Genomic DNA, 15587 nt, shown 5'->3' with positions numbered 1-15587 from the left:
GCAGATGATTCCTATGAAGTTTTCATTAATACAGTAAATACTACAGAAAAAACGATGGATGATGTAAGTCTTGTTTATAACACAAATGGTAAATGGATGCGTTCTGGAAATCCAGGTACAGCAACGCTAAACCCTATTTCTTGGATAGGGAATTTAGTTTCGAGAGAAGCAATTTGTTATAATGTGGGATATATAAAATTTTCTAATGGATGGGGATTTACTTATGATTACAATGAAGACATTAAATTTAAATTTACATCTGCTCACGAAATAGGTCATGAAATATTAAAATCTTATGATATTACTGCATATTCGTATGGACACAAAGGAAGCGTACATGTTATAACTCAAAGTATGAAAGATAATTCAAGTTCGTATTCAACATCTGGCGAAATAGATATTATGCCATATTATCCAAATGATCCCCCATTGGCTTTATATGACAAATATGCTGCAGCAGAAAAAGATGTTTTAGGTTTAATATGGCTTAGTAAAATTAAAATATTGAGTATGTTACTTGTCTTTATATTAATTAATTCCTGTAAGAATAATAATTCAAAAAAAATCAATAGAGAGATCGTCGATTATTATAATGGAATTGTAGTAGATCAAAATCATATTCCAATTGAAGGCGTAAAAGTAATGTTACATGGTGAAAAAATCGATAATCAAATAAATGGAAATTTAGAAATACTAACTACTATCACTAACAAAAAAGGATATTTTGCAATAAAAGATAGTACAATTGAGTCCCAGCACATTTTAAGAGTGCAATCAGAATCCAGAAAACTAATTTTTGCTAAAAAAGGATATTTAATAGATACTGTATCTACAAAAACCAGTTCCTCAAATTATAAACCAAGCTTTGATGCTTTTGATGGATTATATTTCATTTTTAAGATTCCTGATACAATGACTTTACGTAAAGTTCAACTTTCTAAATAAAACGTAACGCATGATTTAATTATAAATGAAGTATTCTAATGCGTTACTGGTCAGGCAGAATTCAAGAAAAAAAGTTTTGCAATTGAAAAACCCATAAAGTTTACGCATAAAAACGTAGATTGGGTAGATGTAAAAATAGATGGTAATAATTTTAAAATTGAAACCACTTTGCGCGTAAATTTAAAAGATGGTGGCGAAAATGGGTTGGACTGCAGAAAAAGATGTTTTAGGTCTGATATGGCTTACCAAAATTGAAATTAAATGAAGAAAAATATTGTTTTTTTATTAGTTTGCTCTATCGTGCTTTCTTGTGTAAATGATGTTAGGAGAATATTTATGGAGAATCGTATATTTGATCGAGCAGACTTTGATAAAGTAGTGAAATATAGCAGTGCTGTAAAAAGGAATAATTATTAAAAAATTATATAATGAGTAGAACACGAATAGTAAAAGGAAATATAACAAAGATTGTAGGAAAGAGCTATAAAATATACTCGAAAGAAAATATTGAAAATTATTCTGCAAAAAAGATAATTCAAGTTGGGAAAGAAGGTGGTGTTTTGTATGGAGAACCAGAAAAATTTGTTCCAAAAGAAGCAGAAATAATTGAGAGTGAATACAAACTAGAAAGTCTTTATGTTCATAATCATATAAAATCTGTGGCAAATGAAATGGTACAAAAATTCAATGCTGATAATTCTGGAATAATATATTCATTATACAAAGATATTGCAGAGGGAAAAATTGTCAATCCATCCATAAAGGTTACAAAATCTTTACATTCATCTAAGGCGAAATATGATGAAAAAACAGATGAAATTTTAGTCTGGGAAGGACAACTTACCAATATAGAAAACAGCAACGATCGGAAAATAAAATTAATCTCTTGGCTTACCGAAGCATACGGTAATTACATTGATTTTAAGGTGAGAGATAAATTATCAATTAAAGATAATTTGGATGTTTATGATTACGACCTCTTCCAATTTGATGCGGCGGGAGAATCTAACGTCGAAATTGGTACATTAGAATCTCCTACTTTTAATGGTGCTTTAAATATTAATTTTCCTAAAATGGAAAGTGAAGAAGTAATGGGAAATTCACACCCAGAATATAGAAGAGATTCTAAAGCGAGAGGAGGACCAAATGCGGGAGATTATGATGAAATGTATTTTCCTGATCCACCTAATCCTCCACCTACAAATGGCGGACCAGGAGATCCACCGTTTAATATTGGTTTAAAATTTAGTTTCAGCTTGGGTGGCGGTTTTTCTGCGAGTTTGTATGCAGGTATTTCCAAACAAATAAAAGTAGGAAATGATTTTGGATTGATGCCAAGTTTTACTGCAGCGGCAACCTATTATGGAAACGGAACACCGGGAACTTCCCCATTAAGCCCTAATTTATTTACATTAAGTGGCACACCATCTCTTACTTTAGGCTACAAAACAGGAAATTCTATGAATATGAATTTATTTAATGATTTTTCTGGATCTGGTGTTAATAATCCTTATGAATATGCTTTTACGCTAGGGCAAGTTGGAGTTTTAAGTTCTGGAAGAGTAACCAGTGAGTATGATATAGATGGGAATAGAATCAAAGATCCCTATAATTCTCACGATAGACCAAACCGCAATCAGATTTTAGGTGCAGCATCTATAAAAATAGGAAATTTTATGATTTCTTCTTACAATGATATTTATAAACTGCCTTTGTTTTTGGGTATGGATTCTGATCAATATTGGTCTGCAGGTGTAAATATGAAAGCCAGAATAAGTGATAATATAGATATGGCGTATGCTTTTGATCTGTATTATGGGAAATCTAATAATAAAAACACATATAATTTGGATAAAAATATAGGCGGACAAAATTATGATACCCAACGTTTGTTTGATGTTTTACTAAACCGTGGACAAGAAAGTTTTTCATTCACAGATGCCAATGGAAACTTCAATAAAACCACGAAGGTTGGATATGGTACATTTTGGCCTTCCAACGCTATGCACAATGCAATACCGTTTCCTGATATACCAGAAAGACCAAAAGAACCTATCAAAGACGACTTTAAAGATGATGAAAAATTTAAATTAAGTGTTCTAAAGTACAAGAAAGATTTAGGGAAATATAATCTTGATATGATTAATTATGAAGAAACCAGCTTACTAAAATTTAGTCCAACATTCCACCATTTATTTGTGGTTTATAAAGAAGGTTCTAAAGAAGTTGATTTGGAAAGGTTAAATACCTATATGAATGCACCTTTATCAAATAAAAAGTTACAAGATTTAAAAATAGATTTGGATCCTCAAATAAATAATATAAATGATAAATAAAGCGATTATATACATTGTATGTTTTATTTTTATTGGTTGTAAAAGTCAAAAAATCAGCAGTAATAATAGTGGTGATTTAGATTCTTTTAAAAAGTATTTAATGGATCGAAAAATAGATATAGACACCTTAAATACTGCTAAAAATGGCAATTATACTGCATATTATTTAGAGTTTTTAGACTACGAATTAAAACAAAAACTTAAGAAAAACACCCATTTAAAGATAAACGAAGTTTATGCTTACTACAGAAATAATGGAACAGTAAGTTTTAGTGTTTTTTCTGACGAAGGAAATGAGTGCGTTGCAACGCAAGATATTGGTGGAGAATATTTATCTATTCCCAACGATGGTAAAATAAAAATAATAAAACCTATCAAAGCTACGTTTTTTAGATTTTTTGAAGTTGATAATGAAATTTTAAAAGTGAAAAAATGGTACAACAGTCCTTCTAAAGAATGGTACGAAGATCAGAATGGAGTTATAGAAAATGATATTATACATTACACTACCTATTACTTCAGTAAAAAATATAAGTATGAAAAAAAATTGCTTGCAACTACTAATAAAATGAATGAAAAAATAGTATACCAACCAAATTTAAAAGCAGTAAAATATAAAAACGACAACAATACTTATTTTATTATCACTGGAGAATTTAATGTAAAAAAATAGCGATGCAGGGAAACGAATCAAGTTTCCCCTAATCGTGGTTATCTTCCAATTCTCAAAGTTGGCTATTAATTCCCTAACATTGAGTTACAAGAATAAGAAGTTTAATGTGTAGGATATTGCAAAAAATAAATTATTGCACCATTTTCTGCCGTGGCAAACCAATATCTTTTTCAGAAGGATAAGGCGATCTAGACGTCATGCTCACATCTTCTTTGATATTTTTGTGCACATCAAAAGATTTTTCTGTGGTGCTAGAATATCTAGGATCTGGAATAAAGGGCATTTTTGCCATTTTTAAAATTGTGAGCGTAGGAAAATGAAAATCTACTTCTACCAATCCCAATAGCAAATAACAACCACCACCTTGAAAAGGATAGGTTTTGAGATTATCTGGAAAATGTGCAGTATCAAAATATTCGCCTTCTGCATCTATCCAAGTGCCAAAAAACATGGTACCTTTTTTGGTAGGTACATGTTTTCTAGAGATAAGATAAGCCAACATTTTCACCTGCCTTTTGTGGTTTTTTGCTAAATCTTTTGCCATCACGCTGCCTCTATATTTGGTTTCTAAAAGATCAAACGGCGTACAAGAAACGGTGAACCCTAGAATCTCTATTTCATCAAAAGCATCTTCGAATTTATTTCTATTCAATTGCGGTAGATGATATTCTTTGATAGGCTCATCTAGCAATGAAAGCATTTTTAATTCTGGTTTGTAGGTAGACATTATCAACCTAGATTGTATTAAAAGCTCATTTTTTTGCTTGCCTGTAAACCTAAATGCACCAATGAAAATTAATATTTGCAAACTTTCTACACCAATTGGTACTCTTTTTATAAAATTTTCTAATGAAATATAATCACCATTTTTTTTCCTCTCTTCTATGATGAATTGCTCCAATCTTCCTTCTATTTTTTCAATATGCATCAAACCCAAATACACTTTTTTGCCATAAACGGTGGTTTCATATTCACTTTTGTTCACGCAAGGATTTTGTATCAATCCGCCAGACATTTTTGCTTCATGCACATAGACTTCTGTTCTATAAAAACCGCCTTGATTATTAATAACAGCAACCATAAATTCTATAGGATAGTAGACTTTTAAATACAAACTTTGGTAACTTTCTACCGCATAAGATGCAGAGTGAGATTTGCAAAAAGAATAGCCGGCAAAAGATTCTATCTGCCGATAAACTTCTTGTGAAAGTTGCTCTGGATGTCCTAAATTTTTGCAAGATTTAAAAAAATCATCTTTAATTTTTTGCAGTGCTTCCAAAGATCTTCCTTTCCCACTCATTGCTCTTCTCAAGATATCTCCGTCTGCCGCCGTTAAGCCACCAAAATGAAGGGCAATTTTTATCACATCTTCTTGGTAGACCATCACACCATACGTTTCGCCAAGTTGCTCTTCAAAAACTTTATGAAAATATTCAAATTGTGTTGGGTTGTTGTGCCGGAAGATATATTCCTTCATCATTCCACTTTTTGCTACACCTGGTCTTATAATGGAAGATGCAGCGACTAAAATTTTGTAATCTTCACATTTCAAGCGTCTTAAAAGTCCTCTCATGGCGGGACTTTCTATATAAAAACAGCCAATTGTTTTTCCTTTTCCTAAATTTTCATTTACGATGGCTTCATTTTTAGATAGACTCAAATCTCGGATATCTACCTCAATATTTCTATTTTTTTTGATGAGGTTTACAGCATCATTAATGCTTCCTATTCCTCGTTGCGAGAGAATATCAAATTTATCAAAGCCAATATCTTCCGCAACATGCATATCAAACTGAACGATGGGGAAACCTTTTGGTGGCATTTCTAAAGCCGTAAAATTGGTGATGGGTTCTTCCGAAATGATGATTCCACAAGAATGCATGCTTCTCTGGTTTGGAAATTTCTCTAGCAATAGACCATATTTATGAATGGTTTTTACTAAAGAATTTTCTTCATGTTCAGCAATTGGTTTTGTAGCCAGAGCATCCAATTCTTCCTTTGGCAAGCCGAAAACTTTTCCCAATTCCCGAAAGATAGATCTGTATTTGAATTCTACATTGGTACCACAAAAAGCTACATGCTCTTTTCCATATTTATCAAAAATATATTGCAAAATGGTATCTCTATCTTGCCAACTCCAATCGATATCAAAATCTGGTGGACTTTTTCGGTTTACATTTAAAAATCTTTCAAAATAAAGATCCAATTCTATGGGGCAAATATTGGTGATTCCCAAACAATAACTGATGATGCTATTTGCGCCAGAACCACGGCCAACATGCATTAAACCTATGCTATTGCTGTATTGCACTATATCCCAAGTAATGAGAAAATAGCCACAAAAAGAGAGGTCTTTAATTACTTTTAGTTCTTTTTCTACTCTTTCCAAAGCCACCAAATCATCTTTTGGATATATTTTTTCTAAACCTTCCAAAGCTAATTTTTTTAAAAGTTTGAAATCATTTTCAGTATTATCTGTAAAGTTTTTCTTGTTTTTTGGCGTAGAAAAATCAAATTGATAATTACAGGTTTCAAAAATTTGTTGGGTATTTTCTATAATCTGGTTGTAAAATTTAAAATAAAAAACAACTTCTGCTTCTGGTTTCAAAGTTTCGGTATTTTTGCAAATATCAAAATCCCTCAGTTGTGATAAAAGCACATTGTTATCTATCGCTCTTAATATTTTGTGAAGGTTGAATTGGTTTTTTGTTCGGAAAGTGACTGGACTTAAAATAAGCATTTTGTGAAATAAATTTTTCCACTTTACACTGATGAGTTGGTTGATTTGCTCTGGTTTTACCCCAATAAATTCGTGATCTGAAAGCTTTTCTGGTACATTTTCTATAGGATAAATTACATACACATTTTCAAAATCTGGATTTTGTTTTGGTAAGGGTAAATTTTCACAATTTACTTTGGTTAGCAGTTTATTTATTTCGGCAATTCCTGTAGCATTTTTGGCTAAGGTAATGTAATACAATTCGTTATCATTGCGAATATCTACACCTACCAAAGGTTTTATATTATTTTCTAAACACAATTTATAAAATTCATAAATACCTGTAATGGTATTAATATCCGTAAGTGCGAGGGTTTTTATGTTTAAATAGACCGCTTGCTTCACCAAATCCTCTATGGAAATGGTGCCGTAGCGTAAACTGTGGAAAGAATGGCAGTTGAGAAACATACTATTTTAATTTATTAAATATCCAGACGCTTTGCCCACAGCATTTTTTCCAAATCTGGTCTTAATTTTATCCATCGTTTGGTATAAATTGATGAGTTCTTCGGTATCTTCAAAAAGATCCATTTGATGATTGCCATGTACCAAACCAGAAAACTTAATCCCGATAAGCCTTATTCTCATTCTTCGGGTATATAATTTGTGAAACAATCCGAAAGCATATTTCAGCAAAGTGTGGTCTGCTGCTGTATAAGAGATTTTGCATTGTTTGGTTTCGGTATCAAAATTGGCATATCTAATTTTCACCGTAACGGTAGATGTCAACCATTTTTCATTTCTCAATTGAAAAGAAAGTTGCTCTACCATACCAGAAATTAAATTTTTGATGGCTTCTATATCAATAGTATCATTAGAAAATGTATGATCTGATGAAATAGATTTCCGCTCGGAATAAGGAATTACAGGATTTTCGTCTATTCCATTGGCTTTTTTCCAAAGTTCGTTTCCGTTTTTGCCAATTAATTGCTGCAAAACATCTTTGGGCATTTCTGAAAGCGTTTTGATGGTTCTAATTCCTAATCTGGAAAGCAATTGAAAGGTAACATTTCCCACCATAGGAATTTTTTTTATAGAAAGTGGATTCAAAAATTGCTGAACATTTTGGTCTTGAATTTCTAATCTTCCGATGGGTTTTGCTTCACCAGTACCAATTTTAGAAACTGTTTTGTTAGAAGAAACGGCAAAACTTATGGGCAAACCTGTATTTTTAATCACAGATTCAGAAATTTCGTTGGTCCATTTGTAGCAGCCAAAAAAATGATCCATGCCAGAGAGATCTAAATAAAATTCGTCTATACTGGCTTTTTCCATCAATGGTGCTTTTTCTTTGATAATTTCTGTAACTTCTTGCGACATTTTGGAATACAAATCCATATCTCCTTTTATTACTTTTGCATCTGGGCAAAGTCTTAAAGCCATTTTTATGGGCATTGCAGATCTTACCCCAAAATACCTGCTTTCATAAGAGCAAGATGCTACCACACCTCTATCTCCGCCACCTATTATTACAGGTATTCCTATCAATTTTGAATTTAAATTTCTTTCGCAAGAGACAAAAAAAGTATCTAAATCTAGATGGGCAATTGTTCTTTTCATTGGTGAATTTTCTATGATTTTGTAGGTGTTTTGTTTTCGCTAATCATTATTCTTCTAAAAATAAAATTTATAGGATGCGATTTGTTGGGAACAAATGTATCAAGATATTAAATAACTTTATTATATTTGTTGATACAAATTATCCCAATGTCAATACTATCAGAAAACATAAGATACTTAAGAGCTCAATTAAATTTGTCTCAAAGAAGTATATCAGAAATTCTTGTAATTACCAGAAGTAGGTATGCAAAATATGAAGATGCAGTTTCAGAACCGCCTTTAGAGATACTTTCAAAGATTTCTAGATATTTCAATGTGAGTATAGATTTATTAATCTCTATAGATTTGAGAAAATATCCTTTAGAAAAAATATTAAATCTACCAGATAATAGAATTGTACTCCCAATAATTGTAGACAGCACCGGCGAAAATAAGATTGAAATAATACCACACAAAGCACAAATGGGATACCTCAATAGTTACAATGATCCTGAATATATTGAAGGTCTGCAAAATATTTCTTTACCGTTCTTAAGAAATGGAAAATTCCGGGCATTTCCTGCAGAAGGAGATTCTATGCCGCCTTACAAGGATGGTACTTTCATTGTGGGAAAATATATAGATGATGTTAATTTTATGACAGTGGGGAAAACCTATATTTTTGTATCCAGAGACCAAGGAATTGTGTACAAAAGATACAATAGCAAATCTGCCTCTGGACTTATTGTAAGTTCCGACAATTCATTTTATCAACCTTATGAAATTTTGCTCACAGATGTGTATGAAATTTGGGAATTTGCTTGCAGCATCAACACTGTAGAATTGGAAAAAGAAAGTTTGGATTTGAAAGAATTAAGAAATATATTATCTGATTTTATTTCGTCGAAATGAAGAATTTTAGACGATTTTATAAAATATTTTTAAGAAAATCGCTAATCATTACTTTCCGATACAGGAAATAAATATGTTTCCTTTTTTATACGGCTTTAGCTCAAAAAAACAGTACAAAAGTAGTACAAGCTGATGTGCTCCAACATGTTTTTAACGATAAATTTCGTCAGCATTTCGTCCTCGCAAAGCACCATGAATAAAGGGTCTCTTGCTTTTTTGAAGTTTTAATTTTGCTTATTTTGTACACATCGAAAACGATAACATTATATATTTCAGCAATTTAACACCCGATTTGAAATGTTGGAAAAACTTCCTTTTTTCTGAAATTTCATAATTTTGCATGTAAAATTAGGTGTAGATCATCGGAAAATTTCCGATGATCTACGTAATATCTTACAAATCTAAAAAGTATCAATCCTTGTTTTCGTCATCAAAATCTTATAATAATTCTTCATACGAAATAGCTTGGTTTTTTTCTCTTCTTCCCTCTTATTTTTAGGTTCTTCAACATCTTGTCCTAAAGTATTTAATTTCTCTTGTATTTTCAATGCAAATTGATTGCACCAGTTATTTTAGGCTTATTTTTAATTCGAGTTCGTTTTTCATTAATAGTAATACTTCCGCATTTCCCCTTGCATCATCAACAGGATTATGTGTATGGCTTGTTTTCCTCAAGTGTTTCCATTTAGCAAATGTGTCTTTTTCAATTCCGCAATACAAATCAGAAAGTCTACGCGAAGTCCAGCCAAAAGGATTTTCTCCAATAAAATGATGAAAATACCAGCAAATAAACATCCAGTCAAAACCATTATTATCACTTATAAAAATAGGTCTTCCTTTAGAGTTTTCGATAACCCAATCTTTAAATGCAATCATAATTTCTTTCGGGTCATTAAAACTCTTAGTTTCTTCTCTCGAAAAGCCAGAAATTGCCAAAGATTCCGGAATAAATTTATCAGAGATAGGTTTTAGTTTTCCGTAAAAAGTTTTATCAAGTTTTTCATCGACTAAGACAGCTCCGAAACAAATCATTGAATAATCTCCAGGAATTGGTCCATCAGACTCAATATCTACCATTATATAACTCATATTTTTTTTTAAATAATCCTGTTTTTGGGGAAGATTACATTGGGAGTAATAATTTCAGGATTTCAGTTTAGCATATCACAAATTTACTACTTCATTTATATTTCTCCCCAAGTTTTGAGACTAATCCTCTACTTACGATTATAGATGAAAAAAACTCTTAAATTACAGGAGAAACTGACTCAGGTCATTCTATCATAACTATCAAAGATTTAATTTTACGTTTTAAATGTTCACATCTATTAAAATTGCGAAATAAGCTGCATCATTTAAAAAAAACAATTTAATGAATTGATATTATTGGAGTATTCCTTGTTTGCTTAAAAATAAAAAATCAATAGGATATTTCTCTGATTATCTAAAATTTATTTGAGACAAAATTTGGGTTGAAGCGCTAAAGACTTATTGTTGATTGCTATAAATTTTACAAATTTCGACCAACATAATGAGTTTTTTTTCAATTTTATTCTAGTTTTAAAAAGAAGACTTAGACAGAGATAAATAATATAGTTCTCATTAATTGTGCTAAATGTGCAGCACTATTTTTTCAAAAAATTTCGAAATACATTACGCCTTGTGAGCTATAATTTTAATTAAAAAAAAACTATCCAGAATGAAAGATCTAAATAAAATACTTCAAGATATCACACTTATCACTGTTGATATTGAAAGTAAATATCCTGAATTGTATCAATTTTTGGATGAAAACCCATTAAGCATACCTAATTCTAAACATATTCATTTGGATAAGAAGATTATGGAAGATTATGGAAAATTATTTTAAAGCTTTACAGGAAATAAGGGATAATTATGTTAAAGAAGAAAATATTAAAAATGAAAAGTAATTTCGTTTACTTAATTTTTTATGACTTTGAACAAGAATATAAAAAAGGATTTAGATTTTAAGCATTAGTTTCGTTCTAAATGATCTACATCATTGGATGTAAGAAGGCATTTTCTAATCTTTGAAAAAATATAAAAAATTTATAAATTATGGATAAGCAGACTATATATAATGCAAATATGCATTTTGAACATAAAATATGGAATGGTGAACTTGATTTCTGGAAATTTGAATTAAAATTTTTTAATGAAAAACTAAGTGAACTCTCAACAAGATGGACTAATAAAAGTGTTTTATCTCAACTAGAGCATTTTCAAAATGAATTTATTCTTCACGGTGGTGTAATAGAGGATTTGGAAGAAATTATTGAGAAGCATGAAATTCGAATTTCCGCTCAAAGTATAATAGATGAAGTTCCTCTCGATATCCAATTAGTAAAAATGCATTTTGAATTTAGAAATCGTATGGAAACTCAAAGATCTATTTATCTAGAATTGAAGAAAGGATTTTTCAGGTTTCTAGAGGAATCTATGTAAAATTCATTTTTGAATATGATACACTATAAAAAGACCTTACGGATAGAAAACCCGTTAGGTCTTTTTTTTTAAAATATTTTACCATCCTGACCTAGGTCAGTGTGACACTTATCCTTTCTTTCTAAATTTGCTTTTTAAATATACAAACAAGTAAAAATTTTAAAATAATTACAATGAAAATACGAACACAAAATTTTTAGGTAGAGCAATAGTAAGATTGCTCATGCACCAATATTATAAAGATATACAAAATACCTTTCTACAAGAGCCTAGAATGTAGCAAAAATTGGACAAAAAAATGAGAGAATGGAGATCATAGCTATTCTGTGAAAGAGAAAAACAGTAACAAAAACATAAAAAAAAACAATGGCAAATATAATCGTTATTCCTTTTAAGGAAGAAACAAAAGCAATAACTGCTTTACACAAAATCAAAGAATTGGATGCGTACGGAGATATTACGCTTTACGAGCATATTATGATTCGTAAGGACGGTAAAAACCACTACGAAATATTGGATAATAAAACAGAAAACGAAGGCTGGAGAACATTTACAGGAATGGCTCTTGGTGGTCTTGTAGGAGCATTCGCAGGACCTATAGGTTTTGTCGTGGGTGTTTACACAGGTATTGCAGTAGGCGCTGTTTGGGATATAAACCACTTTGATTTTGAAAATAATTTTATTGAAAAAGTCAGTGATACAATGAATGTTGGAACCATAGCTATTATTGCTGAAGTGGCGGAAGATAGCTCTGTATTTATTGATGATGCACTGCAATCTTACAGTTCAGAAATTATAAGAAGCGAGGCGGGAATAGATTTCGATGATTATGTAGATGAACAGATAGAAGATTGGGAAGAAGAAATTGCAGATGAACGTCAAAAGTTGAAAAAGGCTACAGAAAATGAAAAGATTACAATTATAGCAAAAATTGCAGATTTAAAAGCAAAACGAAAAACTGAAATTGATAAGCTAGACAAAAAAACAAAATCTACCTTACATGAAATTAAAGATAAGACGAAATCCAGAATTAACAAATTAGAAACGCGTCTAAAATCTTATGAACATTCTATTTCTGATGTCTTTACAAAAGCGCATCAAAAGAGATTAAATAAGCGCATTAAAAGAGAACAAGAAAAACTGCACCAGTTATATATTGCCTTGGGCGAAGATATTGCTGATAAATAAGAAATTAGGCAATTGCGTTTAAAAAGAAGTAATAATGGGAAAGCTCATACTTGTACGACACGGAAAAAGCCTCTGGAATATAGAAAATATATTTACAGGATGGACAGATGTAGACCTTGCACCTCAAGGTATTGAAGAAGCCAAAATTGCTGGCGAACTAATTAGAGACAAAAACATTGCTATTGATATTTGTTTTTCATCCTATTTAAAAAGAGCTATTAAGACCGCTGCGATTATTTTAGAAACAGCAGATTTGATGCAAATAGACTTCATAAAAAGTTGGAAACTAAATGAACGAAATTATGGTGCTTGGCAAGGTAGAAACAAAGATGAAATAAGGCAAGAAGTTGGCGAAGATATTTTTTGGAATGTAAGACGAGGTTATACTGATGCAGCACCTGCATTACAAGAAGATGATAAACGATGTCCAAAATTTGAAGTAAAATATAAGATGGTGAATAGCGCAGATTTACCATTAACAGAATCTTTAGAAGACACAAAACAAAGGGCGGTTCAGTATTATTTTGAAGCTATTGTGCCAGAATTAGTACAAGGCAAAACGGTACTTGTTTCTGCGCACGGCAATTCAATTAGAGCATTAATGACACAAATTTTAGATATTCCACCTGCCGAAATTTCAACAGTTGAAGTACAAACAGGAATTTTAAATATTTATGATTTTGATAATTGCATGATTTTAAAATCAAATTACAAAATAGAACAAAAAATAGATTTAACACTTTAAAACAACCAATAATGAAAACAATGATTCGCAAATTTCAAAACAAATTTTTAGCGGTAGTTACTTTACACACTTTATCCTTAACCACAATGATGCTTATGTTAGGAACTCTTTTGGTAGGCTGTGGTGATTCCTCAAAAAAAGATGCAACAAACGTTAAAGAAGACACCCATCAATTAAATCAAGATGTTAAGCAAGGTGCAAAGGACACCAATGATGAAATTAAAACTGCAGTAAATTCTGATTGGGAAAAATTTAAAACCAATTCTGAAATTGCTATAAAAGATTCAGAAAAACAAATTCAAGAGCTTCGTATAAAAATTGACCAGGCCAATAAAAATGATAAAGAGAAATTGACCAAACAATTGGATAAACTAGAAGAAAAAAACAAAGAACTTAAAGAAAAATTAGCTTTAAGAGGAAAAGCTTTCAAAGAAGATATGATTGAATTTAACGCATCTGCGAAAGAGAATGAAAAAGAATTTGAAAGAGAATTTAAACACGATACGGATGAATTAGGAACCGCGATAAAAGATTTTTTCAAAAATAACGTAAACTAAATTTATGTAAAGCAGTGATAATTTATATAGAATTCTGTTCTGAAAAAATTAATTTATTTATCCGAAATAGCCCTACAACTTTGCACCGCACAACTCAGATACAGAGTGAAAATAATCAGCAAACTGACCCAAGTCATAACGAAATTTAAAAGACCTTGATAATTTTGCGCAAGTATTAAAAAAAGAAATATTATGAAAACCTCAAAAAAGAACACCAAAGAAACAACCAATATTGGAATTTCTGCAGAAAACAGACAAGCTGTAGCAGATCAATTATCCAAAATATTGGCTGATGAATTTGTACTTTATTCAAAAACCTTAAATTTCCATTGGAATGTAGAAGGACCAGACTTTCATCCAGTTCACCTTTTTCTGGAAACCTTGTATAAAGAGCAACAAGAAATTATAGATACCGTAGCAGAAAAAATACGTTCTATAGGTCACTACGTACCAGCAAGTTTAAAAAAATATTCACAATTAACTCATCTTAGCGAGGAAATGAAAGAGGGCAACAATAGCCAAAGAATATTTGCTGAATTATTAGAAGATCACGAAAGCATTATATTTTTTATCCGAGAAAATATAAAAGCAATGGATGACAAATATAAAGCACAAGGAATAAGTGATTACATAACTGGTCTGATGGGAAAACATGAAAAAACTGCCTGGATGTTGCGTTCTCACTTGAAATAATGATTGCTCAATAGATAGAATAGGACAACCGTATCTTTGCAAGGATATTTTATTATTAAATTACAAATACTTTAAAATGCTAAACAGACTCATTATATTTTCAATACTAAATTTTGCTGCATTGGGCTTAGGTGGACTTTTAGCAGGCAAAGGTGCTACTTCTATTTGGTATGCAAGCCTTAGCAAAGCTCCATGGACACCACCTGGTTGGGTTTTTGGCGTAACATGGGTGTTAATAATGGTTTGTTTTAGTTTTTATCTCGCCTATTTGTGGCCATTAACCGAAAATAAGAGTACACTTATTGGTTTACTAATTATCCAATATGCATTGAACATTGCGTGGAATCCTGCTTTTTTCCGATATCACAATATTGCGATTGGTTTAATTATAATTCTAATGCTTACGCTTTTGGTCGGTTACATTCAGTTGTTATACTGGTCTAATTTAAAAACAAAATCCTTGCTACTACTACCCTATTTTATCTGGTTGATAATAGCGACATCACTTAATGCCTATGCATTTATTAAAAACTGAAAATGCTTTCAAAACATAAATCAATTGAATCTTATATAGTTTTGCAACCTACCTTATGTTAGGAAAGTTGATGATGTTTTTTACACAAATGAAAATTTAATATAAGTTTACAGTAAATGATATACTATAATACCCTTGAAAAACTGGACCACTATTTAAGTTGAAATTATTAACTTTAAATAGTCGGAAAAAACATGAGAAAAACGAGAAGAAAATTTG

The 15587-nt window shown here is 31.0% G+C and carries 14 protein-coding genes; 11 read left to right on the top strand and 3 right to left on the bottom strand.

The genetic code is table 11. The features are described 5' to 3' along the window. Window positions 1-54: 54 nt before the first annotated feature. The 3 genes from HNQ03_RS13850 (at window position 55) to HNQ03_RS13840 (ending at window position 3954) form a co-directional block, all read left to right on the top strand. Window positions 55-945 (top strand): hypothetical protein, encoded by an 891-nt coding sequence (locus HNQ03_RS13850; protein ID WP_173780292.1) that lies wholly within the window; start codon window positions 55-57, stop codon window positions 943-945. Window positions 946-1373: 428 nt separating this feature from the next. Continuing rightward, window positions 1374-3281 carry a polymorphic toxin type 23 domain-containing protein gene (locus tag HNQ03_RS13845; RefSeq protein WP_173780291.1) on the top strand — a complete coding sequence of 636 codons (1908 nt, stop codon included), beginning with the start codon at window positions 1374-1376 and terminating at the stop codon, window positions 3279-3281. A gap of 100 nt (window positions 3282-3381) precedes the next feature. Then, window positions 3382-3954 carry a hypothetical protein gene (locus HNQ03_RS13840; protein WP_173780290.1) on the top strand — a complete coding sequence of 191 codons (573 nt, stop codon included), beginning with the start codon at window positions 3382-3384 and terminating at the stop codon, window positions 3952-3954. Window positions 3955-4084: 130 nt separating this feature from the next. On the opposite strand, the gene HNQ03_RS13835 is transcribed toward HNQ03_RS13840, so the two are convergent. Both HNQ03_RS13835 and dinB read right to left on the bottom strand, forming a co-directional pair. Continuing rightward, the gene (locus tag HNQ03_RS13835; RefSeq protein ID WP_173780289.1) at window positions 4085-7141 is read right to left on the bottom strand and encodes a DNA polymerase III subunit alpha; all 3057 of its coding nucleotides are present in this window, start codon (window positions 7139-7141) and stop codon (window positions 4085-4087) included. 6 nt (window positions 7142-7147) lie between these two features. Next, window positions 7148-8293: a DNA polymerase IV gene (dinB, locus tag HNQ03_RS13830; RefSeq protein ID WP_173780288.1), complete on the bottom strand. Its 1146-nt coding sequence runs from the start codon at window positions 8291-8293 to the stop codon at window positions 7148-7150. Between the two features lie 147 nt (window positions 8294-8440). Between dinB and HNQ03_RS13825 the strand changes: the two genes are divergently transcribed. Further along, window positions 8441-9184, top strand: coding sequence for an XRE family transcriptional regulator (locus HNQ03_RS13825; RefSeq protein ID WP_173780287.1), 744 nt, complete (start codon window positions 8441-8443; stop codon window positions 9182-9184). Between the two features lie 567 nt (window positions 9185-9751). Here the strand turns inward: HNQ03_RS13825 and HNQ03_RS13820 are convergent. Continuing rightward, window positions 9752-10273: a 3'-5' exonuclease family protein gene (locus HNQ03_RS13820; protein ID WP_173780286.1), complete on the bottom strand. Its 522-nt coding sequence runs from the start codon at window positions 10271-10273 to the stop codon at window positions 9752-9754. Between the two features lie 610 nt (window positions 10274-10883). Here HNQ03_RS13820 and HNQ03_RS13815 point away from each other — a divergent pair. The 7 genes from HNQ03_RS13815 (at window position 10884) to HNQ03_RS13785 (ending at window position 15368) form a co-directional block, all read left to right on the top strand. Then, entirely contained in the window at window positions 10884-11054 is a 171-nt protein-coding gene (locus HNQ03_RS13815) for a hypothetical protein (RefSeq protein WP_173780285.1), read from the top strand. A gap of 209 nt (window positions 11055-11263) precedes the next feature. Continuing rightward, entirely contained in the window at window positions 11264-11650 is a 387-nt protein-coding gene (locus HNQ03_RS13810; protein WP_173780284.1) for a hypothetical protein, read from the top strand. Between the two features lie 366 nt (window positions 11651-12016). Beyond that, window positions 12017-12838: a DUF1269 domain-containing protein gene (locus tag HNQ03_RS13805; protein ID WP_173780283.1), complete on the top strand. Its 822-nt coding sequence runs from the start codon at window positions 12017-12019 to the stop codon at window positions 12836-12838. 34 nt (window positions 12839-12872) lie between these two features. Continuing rightward, on the top strand, window positions 12873-13583 hold the full coding sequence (locus HNQ03_RS13800) for a 2,3-bisphosphoglycerate-dependent phosphoglycerate mutase (protein WP_173780282.1): 711 nt from the start codon (window positions 12873-12875) through the stop codon (window positions 13581-13583). Window positions 13584-13594: 11 nt separating this feature from the next. Next, a complete protein-coding gene (locus HNQ03_RS13795; protein WP_173780281.1) occupies window positions 13595-14140 on the top strand; it encodes a hypothetical protein in 546 nt (181 codons plus the stop codon). Window positions 14141-14332: 192 nt separating this feature from the next. Then, a complete protein-coding gene (locus HNQ03_RS13790) occupies window positions 14333-14833 on the top strand; it encodes a Dps family protein (protein ID WP_173780280.1) in 501 nt (166 codons plus the stop codon). Window positions 14834-14909: 76 nt separating this feature from the next. Then, the gene (locus tag HNQ03_RS13785; RefSeq protein ID WP_173780279.1) at window positions 14910-15368 is read left to right on the top strand and encodes a TspO/MBR family protein; all 459 of its coding nucleotides are present in this window, start codon (window positions 14910-14912) and stop codon (window positions 15366-15368) included. Window positions 15369-15587 lie beyond the last annotated feature (219 nt).

Source organism: Frigoriflavimonas asaccharolytica (genome assembly GCF_013294015.1).
GTDB classification, from domain to species: domain Bacteria; phylum Bacteroidota; class Bacteroidia; order Flavobacteriales; family Weeksellaceae; genus Frigoriflavimonas; species Frigoriflavimonas asaccharolytica.
The sequence above is the reverse complement of the archived record's forward strand: the minus strand, read 5'-3'. Positions and strand labels throughout refer to the sequence as shown.

Coding starts and splice junctions, on each gene's coding strand:
- HNQ03_RS13845 (WP_173780291.1), top strand. CDS start 1,374: ATGAGTAGAACACGAATAGTAAAAGGAAATATAACAAAGATTGTAGGA.
- HNQ03_RS13805 (WP_173780283.1), top strand. CDS start 12,017: ATGGCAAATATAATCGTTATTCCTTTTAAGGAAGAAACAAAAGCAATA.
- HNQ03_RS13820 (WP_173780286.1), bottom strand. CDS start 10,273: ATGAGTTATATAATGGTAGATATTGAGTCTGATGGACCAATTCCTGGA.
- HNQ03_RS13815 (WP_173780285.1), top strand. CDS start 10,884: ATGAAAGATCTAAATAAAATACTTCAAGATATCACACTTATCACTGTT.
- HNQ03_RS13835 (WP_173780289.1), bottom strand. CDS start 7,141: ATGTTTCTCAACTGCCATTCTTTCCACAGTTTACGCTACGGCACCATT.
- HNQ03_RS13825 (WP_173780287.1), top strand. CDS start 8,441: ATGTCAATACTATCAGAAAACATAAGATACTTAAGAGCTCAATTAAAT.
- HNQ03_RS13785 (WP_173780279.1), top strand. CDS start 14,910: ATGCTAAACAGACTCATTATATTTTCAATACTAAATTTTGCTGCATTG.
- HNQ03_RS13850 (WP_173780292.1), top strand. CDS start 55: ATGGATGATGTAAGTCTTGTTTATAACACAAATGGTAAATGGATGCGT.
- HNQ03_RS13795 (WP_173780281.1), top strand. CDS start 13,595: ATGAAAACAATGATTCGCAAATTTCAAAACAAATTTTTAGCGGTAGTT.
- HNQ03_RS13790 (WP_173780280.1), top strand. CDS start 14,333: ATGAAAACCTCAAAAAAGAACACCAAAGAAACAACCAATATTGGAATT.
- HNQ03_RS13800 (WP_173780282.1), top strand. CDS start 12,873: ATGGGAAAGCTCATACTTGTACGACACGGAAAAAGCCTCTGGAATATA.
- HNQ03_RS13840 (WP_173780290.1), top strand. CDS start 3,382: ATGGATCGAAAAATAGATATAGACACCTTAAATACTGCTAAAAATGGC.
- HNQ03_RS13810 (WP_173780284.1), top strand. CDS start 11,264: ATGGATAAGCAGACTATATATAATGCAAATATGCATTTTGAACATAAA.
- dinB (WP_173780288.1), bottom strand. CDS start 8,293: ATGAAAAGAACAATTGCCCATCTAGATTTAGATACTTTTTTTGTCTCT.